At 35.4% G+C, this 23,607-nt stretch carries 23 protein-coding genes; 18 read left to right on the forward strand and 5 right to left on the reverse strand.

What is annotated here, in order from left to right; all coding sequences use genetic code 11:
• Positions 1-14 precede the first annotated feature (14 nt).
• The 8 genes from TEPIDINF_RS01050 (at position 15) to TEPIDINF_RS01085 (ending at position 8,502) form a co-directional block, all read left to right on the forward strand.
• On the forward strand, positions 15-863 hold the full coding sequence (locus TEPIDINF_RS01050; protein ID WP_082732319.1) for an ABC transporter permease: 849 nt from the start codon (positions 15-17) through the stop codon (positions 861-863).
• Positions 863-1,603 carry an ABC transporter ATP-binding protein gene (locus TEPIDINF_RS01055; protein ID WP_068722890.1) on the forward strand — a complete coding sequence of 247 codons (741 nt, stop codon included), beginning with the start codon at positions 863-865 and terminating at the stop codon, positions 1,601-1,603. The genes TEPIDINF_RS01050 and TEPIDINF_RS01055 overlap by 1 nt, the downstream gene beginning before the upstream one ends.
• A 12-nt stretch (positions 1,604-1,615) precedes the next feature.
• A complete protein-coding gene (locus tag TEPIDINF_RS01060; protein ID WP_068722892.1) occupies positions 1,616-2,833 on the forward strand; it encodes a YeeE/YedE family protein in 1,218 nt (405 codons plus the stop codon).
• A 153-nt stretch (positions 2,834-2,986) separates the two neighbouring features.
• Positions 2,987-3,691: a response regulator gene (locus TEPIDINF_RS01065; protein WP_421691187.1), complete on the forward strand. Its 705-nt coding sequence runs from the start codon at positions 2,987-2,989 to the stop codon at positions 3,689-3,691.
• Positions 3,684-5,105: an ATP-binding protein gene (locus tag TEPIDINF_RS01070; protein WP_068722895.1), complete on the forward strand. Its 1,422-nt coding sequence runs from the start codon at positions 3,684-3,686 to the stop codon at positions 5,103-5,105. Before TEPIDINF_RS01065 ends, TEPIDINF_RS01070 begins: the two co-directional genes overlap by 8 nt.
• A gap of 217 nt (positions 5,106-5,322) precedes the next feature.
• Positions 5,323-5,811 (forward strand): hypothetical protein, encoded by a 489-nt coding sequence (locus TEPIDINF_RS01075; RefSeq protein WP_421691188.1) that lies wholly within the window; start codon positions 5,323-5,325, stop codon positions 5,809-5,811.
• Positions 5,747-6,844 carry a cytochrome b N-terminal domain-containing protein gene (locus tag TEPIDINF_RS01080; RefSeq protein WP_421691189.1) on the forward strand — a complete coding sequence of 366 codons (1,098 nt, stop codon included), beginning with the start codon at positions 5,747-5,749 and terminating at the stop codon, positions 6,842-6,844. Before TEPIDINF_RS01075 ends, TEPIDINF_RS01080 begins: the two co-directional genes overlap by 65 nt.
• A 143-nt stretch (positions 6,845-6,987) precedes the next feature.
• Positions 6,988-8,502, forward strand: a complete 1,515-nt coding sequence (locus tag TEPIDINF_RS01085) for a peptidoglycan DD-metalloendopeptidase family protein (RefSeq protein WP_421691190.1) — start codon at positions 6,988-6,990, stop codon at positions 8,500-8,502.
• A gap of 59 nt (positions 8,503-8,561) precedes the next feature.
• On the opposite strand, the gene cysK is transcribed toward TEPIDINF_RS01085, so the two are convergent.
• Entirely contained in the window at positions 8,562-9,491 is a 930-nt protein-coding gene (cysK, locus tag TEPIDINF_RS01090) for a cysteine synthase A (RefSeq protein WP_068722905.1), read from the reverse strand.
• A 258-nt stretch (positions 9,492-9,749) separates the two neighbouring features.
• On the opposite strand from cysK, the gene TEPIDINF_RS01095 reads away from it, so the two are divergent.
• From TEPIDINF_RS01095 to TEPIDINF_RS01115, 5 genes are read left to right on the forward strand one after another with little or no spacing between them, the layout of a single operon-like run.
• Positions 9,750-10,430 (forward strand): response regulator transcription factor, encoded by a 681-nt coding sequence (locus tag TEPIDINF_RS01095; protein WP_421691191.1) that lies wholly within the window; start codon positions 9,750-9,752, stop codon positions 10,428-10,430.
• Positions 10,427-11,824, forward strand: coding sequence for a HAMP domain-containing sensor histidine kinase (locus TEPIDINF_RS01100; protein WP_421691192.1), 1,398 nt, complete (start codon positions 10,427-10,429; stop codon positions 11,822-11,824). The genes TEPIDINF_RS01095 and TEPIDINF_RS01100 overlap by 4 nt, the downstream gene beginning before the upstream one ends.
• On the forward strand, positions 11,821-12,060 hold the full coding sequence (locus tag TEPIDINF_RS01105) for a hypothetical protein (protein ID WP_421691193.1): 240 nt from the start codon (positions 11,821-11,823) through the stop codon (positions 12,058-12,060). The genes TEPIDINF_RS01100 and TEPIDINF_RS01105 overlap by 4 nt, the downstream gene beginning before the upstream one ends.
• 34 nt (positions 12,061-12,094) lie before the next feature.
• The gene (locus tag TEPIDINF_RS01110; protein WP_421691194.1) at positions 12,095-12,628 is read left to right on the forward strand and encodes a TlpA family protein disulfide reductase; all 534 of its coding nucleotides are present in this window, start codon (positions 12,095-12,097) and stop codon (positions 12,626-12,628) included.
• A gap of 2 nt (positions 12,629-12,630) precedes the next feature.
• Complete coding sequence (locus tag TEPIDINF_RS01115; protein ID WP_068722916.1) at positions 12,631-13,350, forward strand: prolipoprotein diacylglyceryl transferase; 720 nt, start codon at positions 12,631-12,633, stop codon at positions 13,348-13,350.
• Between the two features lie 86 nt (positions 13,351-13,436).
• Here the strand turns inward: TEPIDINF_RS01115 and TEPIDINF_RS01120 are convergent, their stop codons facing one another.
• On the reverse strand, positions 13,437-13,643 hold the full coding sequence (locus TEPIDINF_RS01120; RefSeq protein WP_068722918.1) for a DUF1657 domain-containing protein: 207 nt from the start codon (positions 13,641-13,643) through the stop codon (positions 13,437-13,439).
• Positions 13,644-13,717: 74 nt separating this feature from the next.
• A complete protein-coding gene (locus TEPIDINF_RS01125; protein ID WP_068722921.1) occupies positions 13,718-14,071 on the reverse strand; it encodes a phage holin family protein in 354 nt (117 codons plus the stop codon).
• Between the two features lie 143 nt (positions 14,072-14,214).
• Between TEPIDINF_RS01125 and TEPIDINF_RS01130 the strand changes: the two genes are divergently transcribed.
• The 5 genes from TEPIDINF_RS01130 to trxA all read left to right on the forward strand — a co-directional run bounded on the left by TEPIDINF_RS01130 (position 14,215) and on the right by trxA (position 20,066).
• Positions 14,215-16,566: an endonuclease MutS2 gene (locus TEPIDINF_RS01130; RefSeq protein ID WP_421691195.1), complete on the forward strand. Its 2,352-nt coding sequence runs from the start codon at positions 14,215-14,217 to the stop codon at positions 16,564-16,566.
• Between the two features lie 52 nt (positions 16,567-16,618).
• Positions 16,619-16,852, forward strand: coding sequence for a DUF350 domain-containing protein (locus TEPIDINF_RS01135; protein ID WP_421691196.1), 234 nt, complete (start codon positions 16,619-16,621; stop codon positions 16,850-16,852).
• 89 nt (positions 16,853-16,941) lie between these two features.
• A complete protein-coding gene (locus TEPIDINF_RS01140; protein WP_421691197.1) occupies positions 16,942-18,144 on the forward strand; it encodes an MFS transporter in 1,203 nt (400 codons plus the stop codon).
• Between the two features lie 6 nt (positions 18,145-18,150).
• On the forward strand, positions 18,151-19,629 hold the full coding sequence (locus tag TEPIDINF_RS01145; RefSeq protein WP_068722927.1) for a spore germination protein: 1,479 nt from the start codon (positions 18,151-18,153) through the stop codon (positions 19,627-19,629).
• A 119-nt stretch (positions 19,630-19,748) separates the two neighbouring features.
• Positions 19,749-20,066, forward strand: coding sequence for a thioredoxin (trxA, locus tag TEPIDINF_RS01150; RefSeq protein WP_421691198.1), 318 nt, complete (start codon positions 19,749-19,751; stop codon positions 20,064-20,066).
• Positions 20,067-20,088: 22 nt separating this feature from the next.
• On the opposite strand, the gene TEPIDINF_RS01155 is transcribed toward trxA, so the two are convergent.
• Positions 20,089-21,696 carry a response regulator transcription factor gene (locus TEPIDINF_RS01155; RefSeq protein ID WP_421691199.1) on the reverse strand — a complete coding sequence of 536 codons (1,608 nt, stop codon included), beginning with the start codon at positions 21,694-21,696 and terminating at the stop codon, positions 20,089-20,091.
• Positions 21,693-23,495 carry a cache domain-containing sensor histidine kinase gene (locus TEPIDINF_RS01160; protein WP_421691200.1) on the reverse strand — a complete coding sequence of 601 codons (1,803 nt, stop codon included), beginning with the start codon at positions 23,493-23,495 and terminating at the stop codon, positions 21,693-21,695. The genes TEPIDINF_RS01155 and TEPIDINF_RS01160 overlap by 4 nt, the downstream gene beginning before the upstream one ends.
• Positions 23,496-23,607: the final 112 nt, after the last annotated feature.

Raw genomic sequence — 23,607 nt, forward strand, 5'->3', positions numbered from 1 at the left:
GATGGTGACTTCAAGTGAAAAAAGAATCACAAATCATCAAGTCTATTGCTAATCAAACCATATTAAAACCGAATAAAAAGGTCAAGCGTCTAAGTATAAAATCGACACTTCCATATGTTTATGCGATTGTTACACTACTCGCTATATGGCAAATTACCGCATGGTTTTTACCAAACTTTTTATTACCAGATGTAGTTAATGTCTTTCAGCGATTTCTTAGTGAAGTAAAAGATCCAGCATTTTTAGACAGCATTCAAAGTAGTCTAATTCGATTAATCATTGGGTATCCTTTAGCTTGTCTTCTAGGTTCTTTATTTGGCTTATTGTCTGGTTTATCGAAGGGATTTAAAATCTATCTAAAAAATGTAATTTCAATATTGCAATCAATCCCTCCAATAACGTGGATTCCATTTTTAGTTATTTTATTTGGGTTTGGCGATCTTCCTATTATCATCGTGATCACGATTGCCAGTTTCTTTCCTATGGCTTTAGCGATGATTAATGCGACAGAAAATATAAATCGCACTCATCTCGAACTAGCAAAGGTATTAGGTGCGAATAAAAAACAATTAGTAACAAAAGTTTTTCTGCCTGAAACCTTTCCATCTTTTTTAACAGGTGCTCAAGTTGCTTTTGGCAATGCTTGGAGATCGCTTGTGGCTAGTGAAATGGTTGGAGGAGCAGCAGTTGGTCTTGGTTGGTCGATTAGTTATGCAGGGGAAATTGCCGATATGGAAGGAGTTCTTCTTAATATTGTAGTGATTGGTGGGATCGCCCTCATTCTAGATCATCTTGTTCTTGAGCAGTTAAAAAGGAAATTTCTTCGGTGGCGTGATCTGACAGGAGGAGGGGGTTCAGTATAATGCAAACAATCAAGTTGGAGAATGTTAGTAAATCTTTTGGCGATTTAAAGGTATTATCTAATGTGAACTTTTCTGTTGAAAGTGGTGAATTTGTTGCCATCGTCGGTCCTTCAGGTTGTGGAAAGAGCACAGCATTAAGAATGATTGCTGGTTTAGAAAAACCAACCACAGGGAAGGTAATGGCTAATGAACAGATCATTGATCAGCCTGATCCAGAGCGGACTTTAATTTTCCAAGAGCACGCTCTATTTCCTTGGCGTACAGTTGGTGAAAATGTAGAGTTTGGTTTAGAGCTAGCAAATGTTGCTAAAGAAGAAAGGGAAGCACGTATTCAAGCGATTCTTATCAAAGTTGGATTAACAGATTTTAAAGATTACTATCCAGGACAGTTATCTGGAGGAATGCGTCAACGTGCTTCCATAGCCCGTGCATTGGTTATGGATCCAGATGTGTTATTGCTTGATGAACCTTACGGTGCCTTAGATGCCATAACTAAATTAAAAATGCAAAATGAACTGATGAATTTATGGTTGGGTTCTCAGAAAACGATGATTCTGATTACCCATGATATTGATGAAGCGATTTACTTGGCCGATAAAATTTTTGTGATGAGTCCAAGGCCTGGTTATATCAAAGATATGATTATTGTTGATCTTCCAAGACCTCGTAATCGAAATGGAACTGAATTTATCAAGATAAGAGAAAGAATCATGAATGAACTTGATCTAACTACTAACTAAGAGGTGATTTGAATGCAAACAAACGTAACCGTTGCTAATCCTGCCCCTTCACGGGTAGGATATAATCGTTCTATTATAATTGCTACGATATTTGTGGCTTTCATCGGTGTTGTTTACTTATATCAAGCCGTTTCTTTACGCCAGGCTTCACTATATTTTGTAGGAATCATTGCAGGAATTGCTTTATATCATGCTCATTTTGGTTTTACCTCTGCATGGAGACACTTTATTTTAAATCGCCGTGGTGAAGGGATTCGCGTGCAAATGCTTTTAATGATGCTGGGGAGCTTTCTTTTCTTACCCTTATTAATTCAAGGTTCCTTTTTTGGCCAAACGGTTAATGGGTATATAAGTTCTGTTGGGATCTCTCTTTTATTCGGAGCATTCATTTTTGGGATTGGCATGCAATTAGGAGATGGATGTGCATCAGGAACACTATACCACTTAGGTGGTGGTGATCTTCGTGCTCTGAACACATTAATTTTCTTTATCATTGGTTCTGTACTTGGAGCAAAAGATTTTCAATGGTGGATGGATACACCAAATATTGGCCCAGTTTCTTTTCTGAATAATTTCGGAATTTGGCAAGGGATTGTTATACAAATGATTCTAGCGGTCATCGTTGTTGCCATTTCCATGTATTTGGAACGTAAACGACATGGTAAGTTGTTGAAAAGTAATCAACGGCCAAACAAGGATTGGAAAGTCATCTACCAAGGTCCTTGGTCATTAGTCACTGGAGTTATTATTTTAGCATTGGTTCAATTTGCTATTTTCGTTCTCTCTGGAAAACCATGGGGAATTACCTCTGCTTTTGCTTTATGGGGTTCAAAAATAGTGAGGGCACTCGGCGTACCAGTGGAAAGTTGGGGATATTGGCAAACACCAGCAAGGGTTAATGAATTGAATGGGAGTATTTTTGCTGATGTTACCTCTGTACTTGATATAGGAATCATATTGGGCGCATTACTCGCTGCTGCACTTGCTATACGTTTTACCAAACCCGTTCAATGGAAATTTTCGACTCGTTCAATCATAGGAACTGCAATCGGTGGAATGTTAATGGGATATGGTGCTCGAATTGCCTTTGGGTGCAACATCGGTGCTTTCTTTAGTGGAATTGTTTCTTTTAGCTTACATGGCTGGTTATGGTTTGTAGCAGCCTTTATCGGTTCAATCATTGGGGTTAAACTTAGACCATTATTTGATCTTCAAAATCATGTAAAGTAAAGAAGACTTTTTTTAAAAAACGCTCCTGTATTTAAACAAGGGGCGTTTCTTATTGAAAAAGCCCCCAAATAACTCCATAAGCTTGTATAATAAAAGTAATGATTTTTACAAAATAAACGAATGGACAGAGTTAACAAGTAGGGGGAGAAGCTTGTGAGCAAAACAAATAAAGAAAAAATACTGATTGTCGATGATGATTATAACTTATGCCAATTGATCAAATCATACCTTGTTCAAGAAAATTTTGAAGTAGCGATTGCTGATAATGGACAAGCTGCTCTAGAGAAATTTAAAGAGTTCGCCCCTCATCTTGTATTACTTGATATCATGTTACCTCAATTGGATGGTTGGAATGTATGTAAGGAAATTCGTCGGGTGAGCAATATCCCAATTGTAATGCTGACTGCTAGAGGGGAACAGTTTGATAAGGTTCTTGGTTTAGAATTAGGGGCTGATGATTATATCGTAAAGCCATTCGATTTCCGAGAATTGATTGCTAGAATAAGGGCTGTCCTTCGCCGTTATGCTCCAAAAGGGGTAGAAGTCAAACAAATTGTGTACCCAAACCTAATGATAGATATCAACGAATACCATGTTCGCTTAAATGGTGAGCATTTAAAATTAAAACCGAAAGAATTAGAATTACTTTACTTTTTAGCTAGTCATCCTAATCAAGTATTTACAAGGCAACAACTGCTTGAAGAAGTTTGGGGATTTGATTTTTCCGGAAGTACACGAACGATTGATGTACATGTTGATCGCTTACGTAAAAAAGTACATGATGATAAAGAATTATGGCAAATTAAAACTTTTTGGGGTGTAGGGTATAAATTTGAGGTGAAAAAACAGTATGTTTAAAAAACTGGCTAGGCGTTTAATGTTTAGTTACTTAACCGTTATCTTTATTGCACTCGTTGTTTTGGGAGGGTTATTATCTTATTTATTTGAAAACTATTATTTTATAGAAAAAGAACGGCGATTGAAAACTCATGGGGAAGAGGTTAGTAGAGTCGTTGAATCCTATTTTGAAGGAAAGCTAGATATATACGGAATGAATAAGGCATTAGAAAATTATGAACATCATTTAAATGCACAATTAGTCTTGTTTGATCGGAATGGAGAGAAATTTGAAAAACTTCGTTTATATGAACATGCCCAGAAGGAAGATCCTTTTACAAAAGAGGAGTGGAATCAAGTCCTTGATGATAAAACAGTGGCTAGAAAAGATATAGGTTATCTTAATTTTTATAAAGATACCGTTTTATCTGTTGCTGTACCAATTAAGAATAATGGTCAAGTAACAGGTGCCGTATCTCTTCATTCAACGATTTATGATATACGTGAAACGATGTTGCAAGTTCGAAAGTTTATTATTCTTGCAGGGCTGATTGCAATGGCAATTGCTACTTTGTTAACCTATTGGCTTTCTAAGCGAATTAGTCAACCATTAAAACAGATGAGTAAAGCTGCCAGTGAGCTTGCTGTTGGTAAGTCAACGGATCCCATACATGTTGATGGAAATGATGAAATTGCTCAGTTAGCACATACCTTTAATACAATGGCCAAAGAATTAGCGACCACTGAACAAGTACGTCGTGATTTTATTGCTAATGTTTCCCATGAATTACGCTCACCACTTACTTATATTTGCGGAGTTTTACAAGGAATTAATGATAGGAAATTTACTGAGGATCCAATCGCTATGGAGAATTATGTATCTGCGGCACTAACCAAAACAAAAGGAATGTCTCGACTCATACAAGATCTATTAGATCTTTCTAGAATGGAAGCCAAAACATTTCAACTGTTTAAAACGAAAATGGATTTAAATGAAACGATAAGAAGGTTATTAGCCCAACTAGATCCAATATTAGATAAAAAATCACTTTCTCTCAAAGTTCAGTTAAAGGATCGTCCTATTTGGATTAATGCGGATATAGATCGAATCGAGCAAGTCCTTACGAATCTATTAGACAATGCGATAAAATTTACTCCGGTAGCAGGAATAATTAAAGTAAAAACAACAATAGAGAAGAATTATGCTAGAGTTGAGATTACAGATTCTGGTCCTGGAATCCCAAAAGAAGAGCTACCTTTTATTTGGGAAAGATTTTATAAAGTGGATAAAGTGCGTACACCTGGCAGTGAAGGAACAGGACTCGGTTTAGCCATTGTGAAAAGGTTAATTCTTGCACATGAAGGTCAAATTGAGGTTCAAAGTGAAGTGAATAAAGGAACTACATTTATATTTACGCTACCAGTCATAGATTGATAACTCAAAAAAGAAGATCATCACAGAAGTTTTTTATTCCCATCTGATCAAATCATTTATGCCTTTCCTAAATGAAAGGTTATTTTTTTTCATATTTCTTGAGAAAAAGTTCACAAATTGTTCACAAGGTTGTTTACAATTTGGTGATATTTCAGTGATAACCCTCTGTTACTTTATTGAATGTAAACGATTTTACATTCTAAAGGGGGTTATTCTGTTGCACAAAAAGTTTACTGTTTTTATTGTTGTATTATTGTTAATATTTGTAAGTGCTCTACCTGTATTTGCTCATGGGGGAGAGGAAGAGGGCGCTGTAGATGTACCAACTCTAGTCCGACAATCTATTGCTTTTATTGAAGGGATTAATGACATGGAAATGGCAAAAGATAAATTAAATGAAGCCATTGAAGTGAATCAGGAGACCCAATTAGCTGATGGACAAAAACTTGAACAAGCTAAACTAGCAATGGATGAAATGAAAATGGAAGAAGCAAAAACATTGATGGTTGAAGCAATCGGTGGTAATCCAGAAAATGATTTGGAATATGAACCAAAGGTATCCTTTGGAGCAGGAAGTATTTTCTTTATGATTCTTGCTATTATCTCTGTCATATTAGGGGCATTCATACTTAAAAAACAACATGCTAATAAAGGTTGGTCTTTACTATACAGGTACGATCTTAAAGTGGGACCAAGAGGCATTTGAAGCATTAGAACATGCTCAAGCAGGCGGAGAACTGCTAGGCGGACCATTGGCTGCATACTTTGCAGAAAATCCAACTGTATCTATGTTAAGTAAATTCTTTAGCTTACACACAAGTATATTACCATTAGTCTTACTAGGATTAATTCCTTTACATTTATTATTGATTAAAGCCTTAAAAATTTCTCCACTACCATTTAAGTCAAAAGCAGAAAAAGAAGCAAACGCAGCAAAAAAATCTGCACATGCTAATCATCAAGATGATTTAGAGGGACAAAGCACATTCTTGGTTCATATCAAACATCTAACAGGTTATGGATTGATCATTTTTGGGGTATTGATCTTTTTAGCGTTAGTGTTCCCACCTGCACTTGGGGCATCACCTGTAGAGGGAATCGAAGCTACAAAGCCACCATGGATCTTTATGAGTATCTTTACCATTGAAAACTGGTTTGGCTTACAAGGGTTAATTGTTACATCCATCTTATTAGTGATTGGATTAGTTTTAGTTCCTTTTATTGATCGGAAACCAACACCTCATTTTGAGAATCGAAAAGCCTTGGTCAGTGTTGGAACTCTTGTAGTTTTACTATTTATTGGGTTCACAGTCAATGCTTATTTTACAAAGCCAGAACAACATATTGGTATGGGTGGTTCTGAACCTGCTGCTGCACAAGAAGAAACAAAAGCAGAAACAGATTCAACTATTCCAACAGAGGAACCTGTACAACAAGAACAAAGCAAAGAACTACAAGCACTTGATCAAGCAATCGCAGTAGCAGGTGAATTGAAAGAAGCCGTGGCAGTAAAAGATTTCAAGCTAGCCGCTACAAAAGCTGGAGAATTAGATGAAACAGTGGATGATATTGGTGATCAAATTAAGGTAAAAGACGCCCAATTGCGCGAAGCGATTGGTGAACCGATTCATGAACTAGGTAAATTAACAAAAGAAACTAACCCTAATGTAGAAGAAATCAATAAATTAGTAGATACAGCAGTCCAGAATATTACTAAAGCAAAATCCTTATTTAACTAATAGAAATAGCCAAAGGTTTTCCCCTCCTTTGGCTATCATTCTTTTATCAATAATCATTCTAAATCTCTTCATCCTTTCTCCATATTTTAAGGGTAGGTTTAAAGTAACTTGTCTTAATCTATGTCAAAAAAAGGGAGGCTGTCATGAAGAAGTTCAATCTGTTTGAATTTACCACCTTTAAAGGTAAATTCCAAGAGGGATTCACCCAGTTCAAATTATGGGGAAATCAACAACTTCAAAAAACTAAGCAGTACATATGGGAAAATAAAAGAAAATCTATCATAATCGGTTCTATTTCAGGAATAGTTATTGCTGTGGCAACCTTTGGTTTATTCTATTATCAGGCAAATATGGAAAAATTATACCATGTATATGTAGACGAAAAACAAATAGGTGTTGTTAATGATATTGCAGTTGTAGAAGATTGGAAGAATCAACAGCTAAAGAAAGCCCAAATCACGTATGGGTTAGAAATGGTTCCAGGTAATGATATCACCTATCATGAACAAAAGATCTTTAAAGGCAAATACGATAACGCGCTTGCATTGGATGCCCTTCAATCTAAATTTGTCATTCAGGGCAAAGGGGTAGAAGTAGTTATAAATGGCAAAGGCGTAGGCTATGTAAAAGATCATGCAACTGCTGAACGAGTATTGAATCAAATAAAAAATACCTATTTACCAATTAAGAATAAAACAAAGGTTACTGCTGCCTCTATGGATTATAACCCACAACCAAGCATTCAAGTTCAAAGTATTGATTTAAAAGAAGAAATATCAATGAAAGAAGTAAAGGTTTCACCGAATCAAGTTCTTACTGAAAATGAAATGATTACTTTACTACAAAAAGGAACGCTAGAGGAACAAAAATACATTGTAAAATCCGGCGATACAATTTCAGAGATTGCTGAGAAGTATGGGTTAACAACAAAACAGGTTTACGATCTAAATCCAAAACTGCAAGGGGAATATATCAATATTGGTGATGAACTTAAAGTGACGAATGTAAAGCCATTGGTAACCGTTCAAGTAAAGGAAATAGTGATTGAAGAACAAAGAATACCCTATCAAGTGGTTTATGAAAAGGATAATACTCTTTACCAAAACCAAACAAAAGTTGTAAAACAAGGTGAAGAAGGAAAGAAAAAGGTGGAATATGCGGTTGTAAAGGAAAATGGAACAACGATTCAGAAAAGTATTTTGAATGAAGAAGTGATAAAAAAACCAATAAATAAGATTGTAAAAAAAGGAACAAAAATCTCTACATCAAGTATTTCTTCAAGAGGTTCTGGGAACTTTAAGTGGCCGGTAATGGGGGGAATCATCACAAGTCCATTTGGCCAAAGATGGGGTAGAGCTCATACAGGAATTGATATTTCAGGAACGAATGGTCTTACAGTAAAGGCTGCAGATGGTGGGAAGGTCACTTTTGTAGGCTGGAAAAGTGGATATGGCAAAACGATCATCGTTAGTCATGGTAATAATGTAGAAACGTGGTACAATCACCTTAGTGAGTATTATGTTTCTGAGGGAGACAATGTTGTTCAAGGTCAAAAGATAGGGAAAATGGGGAATACAGGAAATGCGACAGGGACCGTTCTTCATTTTGAAGTAAGGATAAACGGAGTACCCAAGAATCCAATTAACTACGTTAAATAATAAAAGGAGCTTACCCTCAATCATTTTTATGACTTATGGGAAAGCTCCACTTTTGTGGGTTATAATTGAAACAAGTCACTAGATAAATACCGTTCTCCTGTGTCAGGTGCAATGCAAACGACTACTTCTTCAGGTGAGAAGCGTTTTGCTACCTGTATTGCAGCAAAACATGAAGCACCTGAGGACGGGCCAACAAGAATTCCTTCTTCTCTTGCTAGGCGTCGAGTGATTTCATACGCTTGTTCATCTGTGACTTGGATAATTTCATCATAGACGTTTTGATTGAGAATCGGTGGGATAAACCCTGGGCTTGTACCTACGAGTTTGTGTTTTCCTGGTTGTCCACCAGATAGTACTGGAGAACCAGCTGGTTCTACCACATGCACAGTTAAATGAGGACAATATTTTTTTAATTCTTCCCCTGTTCCCGTAATCGTTCCCCCTGTTCCTGCTGTTGCAACAAAGGCTGCAAACGTTTTTCCGGTTTGCTCAACAGCCTCAATTATTTCAACTGCAGTGGTTGTTCGATGGGCATCAGGATTTGCCATGTTTTCAAATTGCATGGGAATAAAGCTATCAGGAATTTGTTTTGCTAGTTCCTGTGCCTTACGTATCGCTCCAGGCATTCTTTCTTCCCCAGGGGTTAATACAACCTCTGCCCCATATGCTTTTAATAAATTGATTCGTTCGACAGTCATTGTATCAGGCATTACAAGAATCGCTCGATATCCACGGGCTGCTGCATTCATTGCTAAACCAATCCCTGTATTTCCACTAGTCGGTTCAATAATCGTGGATCCTTTTTTAAGTAATCCTTCTTTTTCTGCTTGGATGATCATATTGTAGGCTGCCCGATCTTTCACACTACGACTTGGATTAAACATTTCTAACTTTATGTAAACGTCCGCCCCTTCAGGATCTGCCAAACGGTTAATTTTTACAAGGGGAGTTTGGCCAATCAGTTCAGACATATTGTTCACTACTCGCATATAGATCACTCCTAGTAACTTTTAATTTTAATCTAATATACCACTTTTACCCTCATTTGTATTCAGTTCAATATGCTCTGGAAGCAAGTTTTTGTTTTTTTCTTCATTATTTCTTCATTGATTGTTGATAAACTATATTTTCAAATGATATAAACAATAGATTCAGATATACCCTTTTAGGTATAATAAAGAATAGCAAAATTTTCTTTTCAAATCAGATGAAAACGTCAATAATGAATGTGATAGGAGATGAATAAGATGTCTGCAAAAATTTTGATCGTCGATGATGAAGCACCAATGCGACAATTATTACAACTTTATTTAAAGTATTATTCATATCAACTAGATGAAGCTAGTGACGGAAAAGAAGCTTATGAAAAGGTGTTTAAAAACGATGATTATGATCTAGTCATTTTAGATGTCATGATGCCTGTGATGGATGGTTGGGAAGCATTAGAGAAAATTCGCAAAATCTCTGATGTTCCTATTCTAATGCTTACGGCGAAAGGAAATACAGAGGATAAAGTCGTTGGGTTAACAACTGGTGCTGACGATTATTTAGTTAAACCATTTGAAGAAGCTGAACTAGCTGCACGAGTTCAGGCTTTACTTAGAAGAACTCAGAAAAATAAGGAAGAGGATGAGGTCTTAAAGTATAAAGGAATCATTCTTAATTTATCTTCTAGAGATGCATTTTTTGAAGAGAAACTTATTCCTTTGACACAAACTGAATTTGACCTACTCCGCGTTTTAATTGATCATAAAGGAAAAGTACTTTCTCGTGAACAGTTAGTTGAATTGGTTTGGGGCATCGATTTTATGGGAGAAGATCGAACCGTGGACTCTCATATTAAAAACCTCCGAGAAAAGTTAAAAGAAGCTAATATTGAAGAACAAATCATTCAAACGGTGTGGGGAATTGGGTATAAGGCTCCATGATGAAGATGATTTTGAAACGTTTTAATGGAATTTCTTTTAAGTTAGGGTTATTATTTAGCAGTATTTTTTTAGTTTTATTACTATTACTTGGTTTCACACTATTTGAGCTATTCTCTCACTTGTTTGTTGATTATATTACTCAAGACTTGCTAAAACGTGGAGAAAATCATGCTAAAGTTTTGGAGGAAAACTTTAATGAGACAACGTTAACCCATGTTGCATTAATGGAACAAAACGTCATTACAAATGTTGTTGTCACGAATCAAGAAGGACAAATCTTGGTTGAGTCTGATCCAACCGATAAAGAAATGAAAGAGTATATAAATTTAGGAAATGCAATCAAAATAAGCCGAGTGCTAAACCAAAACTGGGATCAATTAAATTATATTGCTACAGTCTCACCCATTCGTAACGGAAATTTGGGATATGTTTATATGTACTATCCAACGAGCATTTTAAAAGAGATGGTTTTTGTATTAAAATTATTTATTAGTTTAGCGAGTATTGGGATTGTTTTGATCGCTGTAGGTATGATTGTCATCCTCTCTAAAAAGATGACGAAGCCGTTACTAGAAATGAAAGAAGCAACAAATGAAATGGCTAAAGGGGATTACAAACAACACTTAGATGTGAAGGGAAACGATGAATTAGCACAACTTGCTGATTCGATTCAATCGTTAGGTGAACAACTACAATATTATGAAGATACAAGGAATGAATTTTTAGCTAGTGTTTCCCATGAGTTGCGCACACCATTAACTTATTTAACAGGGTATAGTGATATTTTAATTAAAGGTCGAATAGTGGATAAACAGGAACAGCAAACCTACTTAAAAATTATCAATGAAGAAGCAAAACGTGTAACACATCTTGTTAATGATTTATTCGATATGAGTAAAATACAAACAGGACAATTTCAACTAAAAAAGGAATATGTTAATCTCATTAAACTAGTTGAGAAAGTTATCCAGAACCTTAAACCTGTTGCTGAGGGAAAAGGACTTTCTATTCTATTTAATCCGATGATTGATCTTCCTGTGCTTTATCTTGATCCTAATCGAATGGAACAGGTGATTTATAATTTGATTGAAAATGCGATTAAGTATTCGGATCAAGGAGAGATAAGAGTATCTTTAGAGGGAGATAAAGAATTTATCTTCATTAAAATTGAGGATCAGGGAATAGGAGTCCCAGAAAAGGAATTGTCCAGAATTTGGGAACGTTTCTACCGTGTAGAAAAATCAAGAGCAAGGAAGACAGGTGGGACAGGTTTAGGGCTTTACGTTGTTAAGGAAATTGTGCAATTACATGGTGGCCAGATTGAAGCAAAAAGTGTGGAAGGAAAAGGAACAACGATGATCATCAAATTTAAAAGAAAAGATGTGGTTTTATGAATAAATTCCTCGAGACTATTCTTATCATCTTTTTGATGATTATTGGTATATCATTTATCTTATTTGTATTTAGAATGATCTGGCTACCTCCTAGCTCGATGGGAATGATGATGGGAAGAACGATGATGGTTTACCATATGAACTTATGGCTGAGAGGAACATTTTTTATTTTTCTCATTTTTGTTATCTTATTTGTAATTGCTTGGTTTATTGAAAAAAATAAAAGAGATAAATAGATGAGCATAAATATGAAAAGGTAAGGTGTTAAATGTGAAAAAAGGATGGATCAGTATTGCTATTGCGGTCTTAGTTGTTGGAGTGATTATTTTCATGAATCAATCGAATACAGGTAATCGAGATACAAGGCCTGAAGCTGGATTTACGGCTCCAGATTTTACGTTATTGAATGAAGAAGGGAAAGAGGTTACATTAAGTCAGTTAAAAGGAAAACCTGTTTTTATCAATTTCTGGGCCTCTTGGTGTCCACCATGTAAAGAAGAGATGCCATTGATCCAGGAAGCCTATGAAAAATATGGGGATCAGGTGGTTTTCTTAGGTGTGAATCTCACATTTCAGGATTCAAGAGAAGAAGCGATTTCTTTCATGAAATCGAATGGATATGAAATGCCTATTTTATTTGATGATAATCCCGATGTAAAAAAGACAGTGGCCAAGCTTTATCGAGCTGAAAGTATTCCAACTAGCTTCTTTATCGACAAGAATGGCGTGATTCAGGTCAAAAAAATTGGGGCGATGAATTACGATGAAATTGAATCAAATATCAATAAAATAATAGGAGAATAATGATGGATGCAAATCAAATTTTAAGTTTGGGACCTTTACAAATCCCCGTCAATTGGCTGATTTTGTTTGCGGGGTTACTTATTGCAGTTTTTATCACCGAAAAAATAGCTCGAAAAAGAAATTGGGAGAAGGAAAAATGGTCTGACTTACTATTGATTCTTTTTCTTTCCTTTTTGATCGTCTACAAATTCGGGTGGATTTTATTTGATTTAAAAAGAGTGATTCAAAACCCAGGGATCATTATCTGGACATCTGGTTCAACCGCTAGTCTATGGCTGGCATTTATTTTATCAGCACTCGTTTTAATTTATAAAATAAAAAAGGAACGTTATCCCATTTATGATTTTTTTGAACTAAGTTGGCTTACATTAACGATTACATTGTTTCTTTATTACCTTTTCATTATGGATTATGGAAAAGTGACTAGCTTTATTTTTGGAGTTTCATTGGAAGGTGAATCAAGCTACCTATACCATCCTGTAAACTGGTATAAGGCCTTTTGGCTTGGACTTTTATTAATCATTCGTTTTGGAATTTGGTCTAAATTAGATGAAAACCATTTAATGCTACTATACGTTGCTTTTGGTATGGGGCTTCTAATTATTTCTATCTTTGATGTCTCTATGCAACTATATTTTGGCTTAACAGTGGAACAATGGTTTTTCTTAATCATCGCCTTAATTGGCGGAATAGGTTTGCTAAGAAAAAAACGTAATGAGTGAAAGAAAAAAACATAATGGTAAATAAGATAAAGCCCGCTGTATAAAACGGGCTTTATCTCATTAAGCATTCCCCTATGGGGTTTTCTTTACTGTTGTTTATATTGTGGCTCTTCAGTTGATACATAATTTAGACGAGCTTGTAGTGCAGAGATTGTATTATCCATATTCTGAGCCAACTGGTTAAACATTTGTTTTGCTTGTTGATCTTGTGTTTCTAGTGCAAATGTTTTTAGACTTGCGGAAACACTTTGAGCACTTGCAATGGCTTGTTGTAATTGAGTTCCAATGGTCATTCTAATCACCTCACTTTCCCACAGTGAATAGAATGTCCCAAATTCTTATTTCATATGATGTAAATTTTTGTAATTTAGTCTCGATCTTTGCCAGTAAATTTGGCCTTGATAGGAACAAACAAATCGATAATTCCAATGACTAGTGCTGCGATTAAAGCACCCAGAATCGTAACTCGAACGCCTGGAATAAAGAACTGGGTAAGATAAATGACTAAAGCACTAACCAGAAATCCAACGACTCCTCGACTATAAGGTGAAACATCTTTACCGAAGAATGCTTCAATCACCCAACCTAATACTGCGATCACTAAAGCAGCTAATAAGGCATTCCAAAACCCATTAACAGCAAAGTTAGGGACAAGGAAGCCAACAAACATCAAAACAAATGCAGCAACAACAAAACGGACAATGTGTCTTAAAATTGTCATGATTCATTACCTCCATATTCCATATAGAAAAAATTTTATCTCTTATTATCATTTCCATTTCACATGATTTTATAACCTACAATGGTATAATAACTTGTATATGATATTATAAATTTTTTAAATTGCTGAAGGAGGACATATTTGTGGATATCCGGGGATTAAGAACATTAGAATTCCCTAAAGTGATAGAGATGTTAATAAAAAAAGCTTCAACGACCATGGGAAAGGAATGGGCCGAAGGACTAACACCTAATAACGATTTTCAGATGGTTGAAGTTGCTCAACAAGAGACAAAGGAAGCAATGGATGCCATTCGGCTAAAGGGTGGAATTTCTTTTGGCGGTGTTAGAGATATTCGCGTTTCGATTAGAAGAGCAAAAATTGGTGGAGATCTAACAACTGAACAATTATTAGAAGTAGCTAGTACGGTTTATGCAGGGAGAAAAATAAAACGTTTCATCTCCAAATTAACAGAAGATACTTCTCTTCCGATTCTCCTCTCTCATTCAGAACAAATCACTGAATTAGGCTTTCTTGAAGATAAAATTAACGCTTGTATCAACGAGTATGGAGAAGTTGTAGATTCGGCTAGTCCTGAGTTAAGAACAATAAGGCAACAAATTCGAATGTTTGAGGGTAGGGTAAAGGAAAAATTAGAACAGATTTTACGTAATGCTAGTTATCAAAAAATGCTTCAAGAAAATATTGTAACGATTCGCAATTCCCGTTATGTCATTCCCGTAAAACAAGAATATCGCTCTGTTTTTGGTGGGATCGTACATGACCAGTCTGCTTCAGGAGCTACACTCTTTATTGAGCCTGAAGTTGTTGTCCAAATTAACAACCAATTAAAAGAACAGCTATTAAAAGAAGAAAAAGAGATCGAACGGATTCTAAAAATGTTAAGTGATGAAGTTCGCAATGTAGCAGATTCCTTGGAAATCAATATTCTGCATCTTGGTCAGCTTGACTTTATTCAGGCAAAAGCTGAGCTTGCAAAAGAAATGAAGGCCATCCAACCTAAATTAAACCAAAATGGTTTTCTCAACTTTAAAAAAGCAAGACATCCATTGATCCCAGCAGATCAAGTGGTCCCAATCGATGTACAGTTAGGTAAGGATTACCGAGCGATTGTCATTACCGGGCCGAATACGGGTGGAAAAACGGTTACATTAAAAACCATTGGCTTATTAACTTTAATGGCGATGTCTGGGCTACACATCCCTGCAGAAGAGGGAAGTGAAATTGCAGTATTTTCTTCTGTATTTGCTGATATTGGCGATGAGCAAAGTATTGAGCAAAGTTTGAGTACCTTTTCAGGGCATTTAACCAATATCATTAAAATTCTAAACCATATGGATAAAGGAAGCCTCATTTTACTTGATGAATTAGGTGCAGGAACAGATCCAACAGAAGGTGCCGCTTTAGCGATTGCTATTCTTGAAAAAATCCGTAGCATCAATGCTAGGGTGGTGGCAACAACCCATTATAGTGAATTAAAAGCATATGCATACAACTCTAAAGATGTGATGAATGCTAGCGTGGAATTTGATGTACAGACCTTAAGGCCAACCTATCGACTACTCATTGGTGTTCCTGGTCGAAGTAATGCTTTTGCGATTGCAAAACGACTAGGATTATCTGAAGAGATTATCGACTTTGCAAAAGGACAAATCAGTGAGGATAATCTCCAAGTTGAATCAATGATTGCATCGCTTGAGGTGAATAAAAAAACGGCTGAGCTTGAGCGATTGGAAGCTGAAAAATTAAGAATAGAAGTAGAAGAACTACGGCTTAAATTAGATAAACAGGTTGAAAGACTTGAGGAAGAAAGGATGAAGCTTTTACAAAAAGCTAAACATGATGCAGAAGAAATAGTGAAAAAGGCTAGAAGAGAAGCAGATGAAGTGATTTTTGAATTAAGGAAAATGGCTAAAGAAGAACAAGCAGGAATCAAAGAACATCGCCTGATTGATATGAAAAAACGCTTAGAAGAAACGATACCAGAAGTAAAAAAATCGAAAATGATTAAGACGAATAAAAATCAAATCATTGAACCAGGTGATGAAGTAAAAGTTCAAAGCTTTGGTCAAAAAGGAATCGTAGTAGAAAAAATAGATGAAAATGAATATCTGGTACAAATTGGAATCTTAAAAATGAAAATAAACAAATCAGACCTTGTTCTTATCACAGAAAAAAGTAAAGAAAGTAAAGAAGTGGTGATGACAGGGATTAAAAGAAATACTGATTTTGTTAAGCCGGAGCTGGATTTACGGGGAAGCACGGTAGAAGATGCCATCATGGAGATTGATCGTTATCTAGATGAGGCGTTTATCGCTGGATATGGCCAAGTATCCATTATTCATGGGAAAGGTACCGGTGCATTAAGAACAGGAATTCAAGATTTTTTGCGAAAGCATCCCCATGTAAAACAAACGAGAATGGGTCAATTTGGTGAAGGTGGATCAGGCGTAACCGTAGTGGAATTAAAGTAAATTTGAATGAAAGCATACTCTGTAGAAAAATAAAAAGGAAGAGGTGTTTGATTTGTCAGTTTGGGAGAATATGTACGTATTAACTGCTGCTTATTTTATTCTAGCAGTCGTCTCCATTATCATCTTTTTAGCCATCTTTGAAGTAGTTACCAAATATGATGATTGGCAAGAAATAAAAAATGGGAATCTATCTGTAGCGATGGCAATAGGAGGGAAAATTGTAGCTATTGCGATTATTCTTGCGTTTTCTATTTATCATAATGATTCCCTTTGGGGAGCCTGTTGATATTCGTTTAAAAAACATTGTTGGTACGTTTAACCAGCAATGTTTTTTTGTGCTTTTGGGAATAGTAATAGGAGGATTTTTATGGAGTGATGTCATTGTTAAATAAAGATGCAAAGTTACTACTTTTAGTCAGCACCTTATTTACCATTGCTGTGGCTTTATCCAATACTTTCGTGAATGTATATCTGTGGAAAATAGTAAAAAATTATTTTGTCATTGGCTGGTTTAACTTTTTTCATTTTACTGGGATGATGATTACCTTCATTCTTGCAGGGAAAATGGCAAAAACCATGGATCGAATTTTCTTGTTACGATTGGGTGTTGGCATGTTATCGGTCTTTTTTCTAGTGGTGCTTCTATTAGGAGATAAAGCGGCCAATCATTATATCCTTGTAGGACTCTTGATCGGAATCGGCCAAGGATTCTATTGGTTTTCTTTTAACCTTCTATATTTTGAAATTACTGATCCTGATAACAGGGATATTTTTAATGGAATGAATGGACTATTTACTTCTGTTGGTGGTATGATTGCCCCATTTCTTTCTGGTTGGTTTTTATCCCACCAAAAGGGTGTTACAGGCTATAAAACCATTTTTTTTATCTCTCTTTTAGTTTTTTTATTAGCGGTAATCGTTAGTTTCTTTTTTTATAAAAGAAAATCGATTGGTCAGTACCGATTAAAACAAGTCATCAAGCAAACCCTACATCAAAAAGCTTGGAGCCATGTCTTTTTGGCGATGATGGCACAGGGTGGTCGAGAAGGTGTAATTACCTTTCTGATTGGTTTATTGGTTTATATCTATACGAAAAATGAGTTTTCTTTAGGTACCTATTCAATGGTCATTTCAGGAGTATCACTGGTTACTTATTTTTTGGTTGGAAAATGGTTAAAAAAAACATGGAGGAATCATTCAATGCTGATTGGTTCAATCATGATGTCTGTGGCTGTGATACCTATGTTTTTAGATACAAATTATACCACGCTTTTAATTTATGGAATTGGTACAAGTATTTTTGCCCCTTTATATTTTATCCCGCTAACATCGGTTGTTTTTGATTTAATTGGAATAAATGAAGATTCGGCTAATCTAAGGGATGAGTATATCGTAATTAGAGAAATTGGGCTTAACCTAGGTAGAATGTTTAGTGTTTTGATATTTATTTTTTTAATAGCAACAGTGGGTGAAAAGAGTTTGCGTTTCCTTCTATTAGTAACGGGTAGCTTACCTATTTTAACATGGTTTTTTATGAAAACGTTGGCAGTGAAGGGGTATGAGCTTGAAGGAGAGTGAAAATACGTGGCAGTTAACCAATTGGAAGGGAAAAAATTAACGAAGCATCTAGATGAAAATGTAAAGTTAATCAATGAAATCCTTGGAGTTGGAAAAAGCTTCGATGTCATTCATCGAGAACTTCATTATGCTGGCTTAGATTTTGCTCTATACTTTGTCGATGGCTTTGCCAAGGATGACATTATGAACCGAATCATGCAATATTTAGGTAAACTTGAACACGAAAAACTCGTTCCTAATACCGTGAAAAAATTATTAGAACAACATATTGGTTATTTAGAAGTTGAATTAACAGATGATGTGAAAAAAATTGTAACTCAGGTTTTATCTGGGCCGTTAGCTTTACTAGTTGAAGGAGAAGAAAAAGCCATTTTAATAGATGCTAGAACATATCCTGCAAGAGGACCAGAAGAACCAGATATTGAACGAGTGGTAAGAGGATCGAGAGATGGTTTTGTGGAAACGTTAATTTTCAATACAGCATTGACCAGAAGGCGATTACGAGATCCCTCTTTAAGAATGGAATATATGCAAATAGGAGAACGTTCAAAAACGGATATGGCAATTGCTTACTTAGAAGATGTGGCCAATCCAGATTTAGTAGAACTGATTAAAGAAAAGCTTTCTAACATTGAGATCGACGGTCTTCCTATGGCAGAAAAAACCTTAGAAGAATATTTGTTTAAAAATCATTGGAATCCCTACCCTATGGTGAGATATACAGAAAGACCTGACGTAGCTACAGTTCATTTATTAGAAGGGCATGTCTTGATTTATGTCGATACATCGCCAAGTGTCATGATTACTCCAACTACTCTATTCCATCATGTGCAACATGCAGAAGAGTATCGACAAAAGCCGATTTTGGGTGCTTATTTAAGATGGGTTCGTTTTTTTGCAATGGTCGTTTCTGTGTTTTTGTTACCTTTATGGTACCTAGTGGTTAATAATCCTTCTCTTTTACCAAAAGAATTACAATTTATTGAACCAAATAAGGTTGGGGAAATTTCAATTTTCTGGCAGTTTATGATTGCCGAATTGGGACTAGATATTTTAAGAATGGCAGCCGTACATACCCCTTCAGCGTTGGCAACGGCGATGGGCTTAATTGCAGCAATCGTGATTGGGCAAATGGCTGTTGATGTAGGACTCTTTACAAAAGAAGTGATCCTTTATATATCAATTGCAGGAATCGGAACCTTTGCAACACCAAGTTATGAATTGAGTTTGGCGAACCGGGTCGTCCGAATTGGTTTGTTGATCATCATTTATTTATTTGGAACTGTTGGTTTCATTATTGGTATCGTACTATGGTTCCTTTTATTAGTTTTTTCCAAGTCTCTAGATACACCTTATCTTTGGCCACTTATTCCCTTTAATGGAAAGGCATTATTAGATGTGTTAGTTCGCTCACCCATGCCTTATAAAAATAAAAGGCCAAAGATATTGTCACCCGATGATCCTGATCGAAGCCCAGGAACTTAAGTATTAGTTTCTTCTTTGATTTTTTGGGTATTGGATATTTTGGTTCTGACATGATATACTGTATACTGTATCTCATTATTAGAAGATTTCTTTTTTGAGGAAGAAGGAGGATTTTTAAAATGGCAATTGTTCATGTAACTGATCAATCTTTTGCAACTGATGTAGAAAGCACAGGCATAGTGCTTGTAGATTTCTGGGCACCATGGTGTGGCCCATGTAAAATGATCGCACCTGTATTAGAAGAAATTGATCAGGAAATTGGAAATAAGCTTACCATTGCGAAATTAAATGTTGATGATAACCCATCCTCTGCTGCAAAATATGGCATTATGGGAATCCCAACATTATTGTTATTCCAAAATGGTAAACCAGTAGAAAAAATTGTAGGTTTTCAACCAAAAGAACAATTAATGGCAACCATTAGCAAACATTTATAATAGCTAAAATATGTAGAACCCCCTAAATTTTTAGGGGGTTTTTGATTATTTTGCTTTTTCTATAATCGTTTGGCGTAAACCCTGTATATTTTTTAAAAACCTTACTGAAATATTTTTCATCCTGGTAACCAACCAGACTGGCAATTTCACGGATAGGTAGATTGGAGTAGGTGAGTAATTCTTTTGCTTTGTCCATTCGAATCTTTACCATATAATCAGTGATATTCTCATTGTATTCTTGTTTAAATTTGCGGGAAATATATTCACGGCTAAGAAAAAAACGTTCTGAAATATGGTGAAGTTTAATATCTGTTTGGTAATTATTTTCTAGAAACTGTTTGATTTCATAGATGATATTACTTTCTTTTTTCACCTTTTCTTTATGATAAACAGAAAATAATGCAATAAACTGTTTGCGTTTTTCTTCCTTGAATTTTTCTATAGCTATACTTCCGCGCTCATCCCAAAAAATAATTCTTTCATCCCGAAAGTCACTTGACTTTATCTCGATTTCATCTAACCATTGGTTCTTAAGGATTTGATATTCTCTCTCCCAAATTTCTAATTGTTCCAAAGATAGATGTTGGTTGGTTTCTAATGTCGTAAATATTTCATTTAAAATATCTAACATGTGTTTTTCATTGCCGCTATACATTGCAAGACCGATTTCTTTAGAATAATCAAGAAGGTGTATGATTTTTCCGGCAGATACATCATTCTCATTGAAAATGGGCAGCATCCCGTTTATGCGGATTAGATTCACTTTGTTTAAAACATGTAATGCAGCTTTATAGGATCGGTGTAAATTGGAGAATTCAACACTGGTCCCCATAGCGAAGATACATGATAATTTTAAAGTATCCAATACGGCTCGATATATTTTTTTGATGACATCTTCAAAACGGTCTAAATTCTTCCATACCAGCAGAATAATTTCACTTTCTTTATTTAGATTGCGAAAGGCAATTCCTATATCATTTTTCCGTAAGTATTCATTAAAAATATTAAGCAGAGAAAAATAAAACAAATCCATATTTCCGTGATATTTTTCTTTAGCACGGGTATTCAGGTAAACAATCACTGCTTGGCATTCCGTTTGGCTGTCAAGTTTAAATTCCTCATTTACTTTTTTATACATATAAGAATGATTAGAAGAAGATTCTCCAAGCAGGTGAGTAAATAAATGATCCAAATAGATATGTTTTGCTTCATTTAAATCCATGCTGTTTTTAAGTTTAATCTTACGTTCATGTTCATCTTGATGCCAATCATTTACAGCATTCCCTAAGGTTTGATTTAATATTTTTTCGTCAATCGGCTTTAAAATATAATCATAACTGCTGTAGTGAATCGCGGTTCGCATCAATTGATAATCATCAAATCCGCTGATCACAATAATCTTGCTCTTAAAGCCTTGCTCTTGAATCCATTGCAAAAGAGCAACCCCATCTTTTTTTGGCATCATCATATCGGTAATAATAATCTCAGGACGATGCTTTATAATGAGCTCCATGGCTTCTTCTCCGTCACCGGCTTCAAATATACTGTCAATTCCAAGCTGCTTCCATCTGGCTAATAATTGAACTGCTTCGCGTACATGTGCTTCATCATCAATAATTATGGCTTTCAATGAATCACCCTCTCAAAAGCTATCGGTATTATCAATTCTATGCCAAAACCACTGTCTTGAAGATTGTAAATTTTTATACTCGCTTGATTTCCGTAGTATAGCTTAAGTCTTTGGTAAACATTTTTCAGGCCTATGCTTTCACCCTCGATTCTCTCAAATCCGTTATCTGTCTCTATCATGGATTGAAGCATATGAAGTTTCTCTACTAGAATTCCCTTACCGTTATCCTCAATCACAATCTGAAATTGTTGATCATTTAATACTTTACAAATAATATTTAACCTTCCAACTATTTTGCTGTAGTCAAATCCGTGCTTGAAGTAATTCTCCAATAAGGGTTGAAAGATCATTTTTGGAACTAGTGTCGTATAAAGTGCTTGATCAATATCGATGTAATAATCAAATTTTTCATCAAAGCGCTGCTTTTGGAGTACAAGATAGGACTCAGCATATCCGATTTCCCTATGAAGCGGAACCAAATTTTCCTCAATATTCATTCCATATCTCATGATTTGCGAGAGAGAAGTTATTAGGGAATATACCTGAGCACCTTGATTTTTTAAAGCTAAGGTTCCGATAGATTGTAGCGAGTTATATAAAAAATGCGGGTTGATTTGAGATTGCAAGGCTTTCAGCTGATTTATTTTATTTTCAATTTCTAATCGGTATTCTTGATCAATTAAATGATTAATTCTCTCAACCATCGATTTAAAATGTTTCCCCAGCAAACCAAACTCATCATTGCCCAATGAATCAAAATCGGTCTCCAATCTTCCGGATTCGATCTTTTTAATCGTATTGATTAAAATATTAATCGGAGAAGTAATTCTAAATGAGATAAACAAAGTGGCTAAGACAACGATACCTAGAAACAACAGACCGATGAGGATATTCATGACAGCGATTTCACGCGCCCTTTTATACAGGTGCTCATAAGGTATTCGCTTTACAATAAGCCAATTGTCGTAAGGTGCAGATAATTTATCATAAACAAGGACACCGGAAAACCGATCATCTGCCCATTCAAAGCTTTGCTGCTGTTTCTGTCCTGTTATGATTTGATCGTACCACTTTTCATGATTCATCTTACCGATTAAGGACTGATCGGAAGAGTAAACGATATGTCCTGTCTGATCCATTAAATAAAAATCTTCTGTTCCCAATGTGTAAAGACGATTTCCAATGGATTCTATTTTCTCTAAATCCACATCAATCGAAAGAAAACCAAGAAATTGTGAAGATGGTATCTGTTTTAAGCTATGGTGAAAGCTGACTACATTGATTGATGGGTTTTTAGGGATCAGCAAAAATCCATAATCGTTAATCTTATGTGTTGGTTCAATGGTAAAATATGATTGACTCTCCATTAATTTTCGATAAGGGTGTTCTTCTAATCCCTTTTCATTTTTTCGGCTAAGAATATTATCATTGAAAACGATTAAATCGTTTTTACTCTTATCGATATAAAGATAGATTTGTTTTATATCATCCCTGGTACTGTAAAGATTAAAGAGTGCTCTCTTAAGCTCCTGATACCGCTCTAAATCATCGTTTATTCCGAATTCAAGGATATTCATAAAATTACGGTTTAGATAAAGAGTTAAAGGAATCTGGTTAATACTCTGAAAATAATCGGATAAATCATATTTTGCCTGATGAATCAGCTTATAATTTTCAGTTATAAACTGATCTTTTAATGACTCCTTTGTATAATAATAAGTGATTGCAATAGAGGTGCCAAAAGGTATGACTGTGACCAGCATAAGAAACAGGATTAATTTATTTCTTATTTTATACAAAGGTAAACTCCTCCTCTTATGCATTGATGGGAATTGGTATATTGTATTCTGGCTCCGACGTCCGCTGTCTTTGAAGCACAGGATGTGCAAATGTCGACGTTGTCACAGGAGG

It is taken from the genome of Tepidibacillus infernus, from assembly GCF_048898065.1.
GTDB lineage: Bacteria > Bacillota > Bacilli > Tepidibacillales > Tepidibacillaceae > Tepidibacillus_B > Tepidibacillus_B infernus.

Bases quoted from the DNA above. Each gene is read 5' to 3' on its own strand.
- TEPIDINF_RS01055 (WP_068722890.1), top strand. From the start codon at position 863: ATGCAAACAATCAAGTTGGAGAATGTTAGTAAATCTTTTGGCGATTTA.
- TEPIDINF_RS01060 (WP_068722892.1), top strand. From the start codon at position 1,616: ATGCAAACAAACGTAACCGTTGCTAATCCTGCCCCTTCACGGGTAGGA.
- TEPIDINF_RS01070 (WP_068722895.1), top strand. From the start codon at position 3,684: ATGTTTAAAAAACTGGCTAGGCGTTTAATGTTTAGTTACTTAACCGTT.
- TEPIDINF_RS01080 (WP_421691189.1), top strand. From the start codon at position 5,747: ATGCTAATAAAGGTTGGTCTTTACTATACAGGTACGATCTTAAAGTGG.
- TEPIDINF_RS01085 (WP_421691190.1), top strand. From the start codon at position 6,988: ATGAAGAAGTTCAATCTGTTTGAATTTACCACCTTTAAAGGTAAATTC.
- cysK (WP_068722905.1), bottom strand. From the start codon at position 9,491: ATGCGAGTAGTGAACAATATGTCTGAACTGATTGGCCAAACTCCCCTT.
- TEPIDINF_RS01095 (WP_421691191.1), top strand. From the start codon at position 9,750: ATGTCTGCAAAAATTTTGATCGTCGATGATGAAGCACCAATGCGACAA.
- TEPIDINF_RS01100 (WP_421691192.1), top strand. From the start codon at position 10,427: ATGATGAAGATGATTTTGAAACGTTTTAATGGAATTTCTTTTAAGTTA.
- TEPIDINF_RS01105 (WP_421691193.1), top strand. From the start codon at position 11,821: ATGAATAAATTCCTCGAGACTATTCTTATCATCTTTTTGATGATTATT.
- TEPIDINF_RS01115 (WP_068722916.1), top strand. From the start codon at position 12,631: ATGGATGCAAATCAAATTTTAAGTTTGGGACCTTTACAAATCCCCGTC.
- TEPIDINF_RS01120 (WP_068722918.1), bottom strand. From the start codon at position 13,643: ATGACCATTGGAACTCAATTACAACAAGCCATTGCAAGTGCTCAAAGT.
- TEPIDINF_RS01125 (WP_068722921.1), bottom strand. From the start codon at position 14,071: ATGACAATTTTAAGACACATTGTCCGTTTTGTTGTTGCTGCATTTGTT.
- TEPIDINF_RS01140 (WP_421691197.1), top strand. From the start codon at position 16,942: ATGTCATTGTTAAATAAAGATGCAAAGTTACTACTTTTAGTCAGCACC.
- trxA (WP_421691198.1), top strand. From the start codon at position 19,749: ATGGCAATTGTTCATGTAACTGATCAATCTTTTGCAACTGATGTAGAA.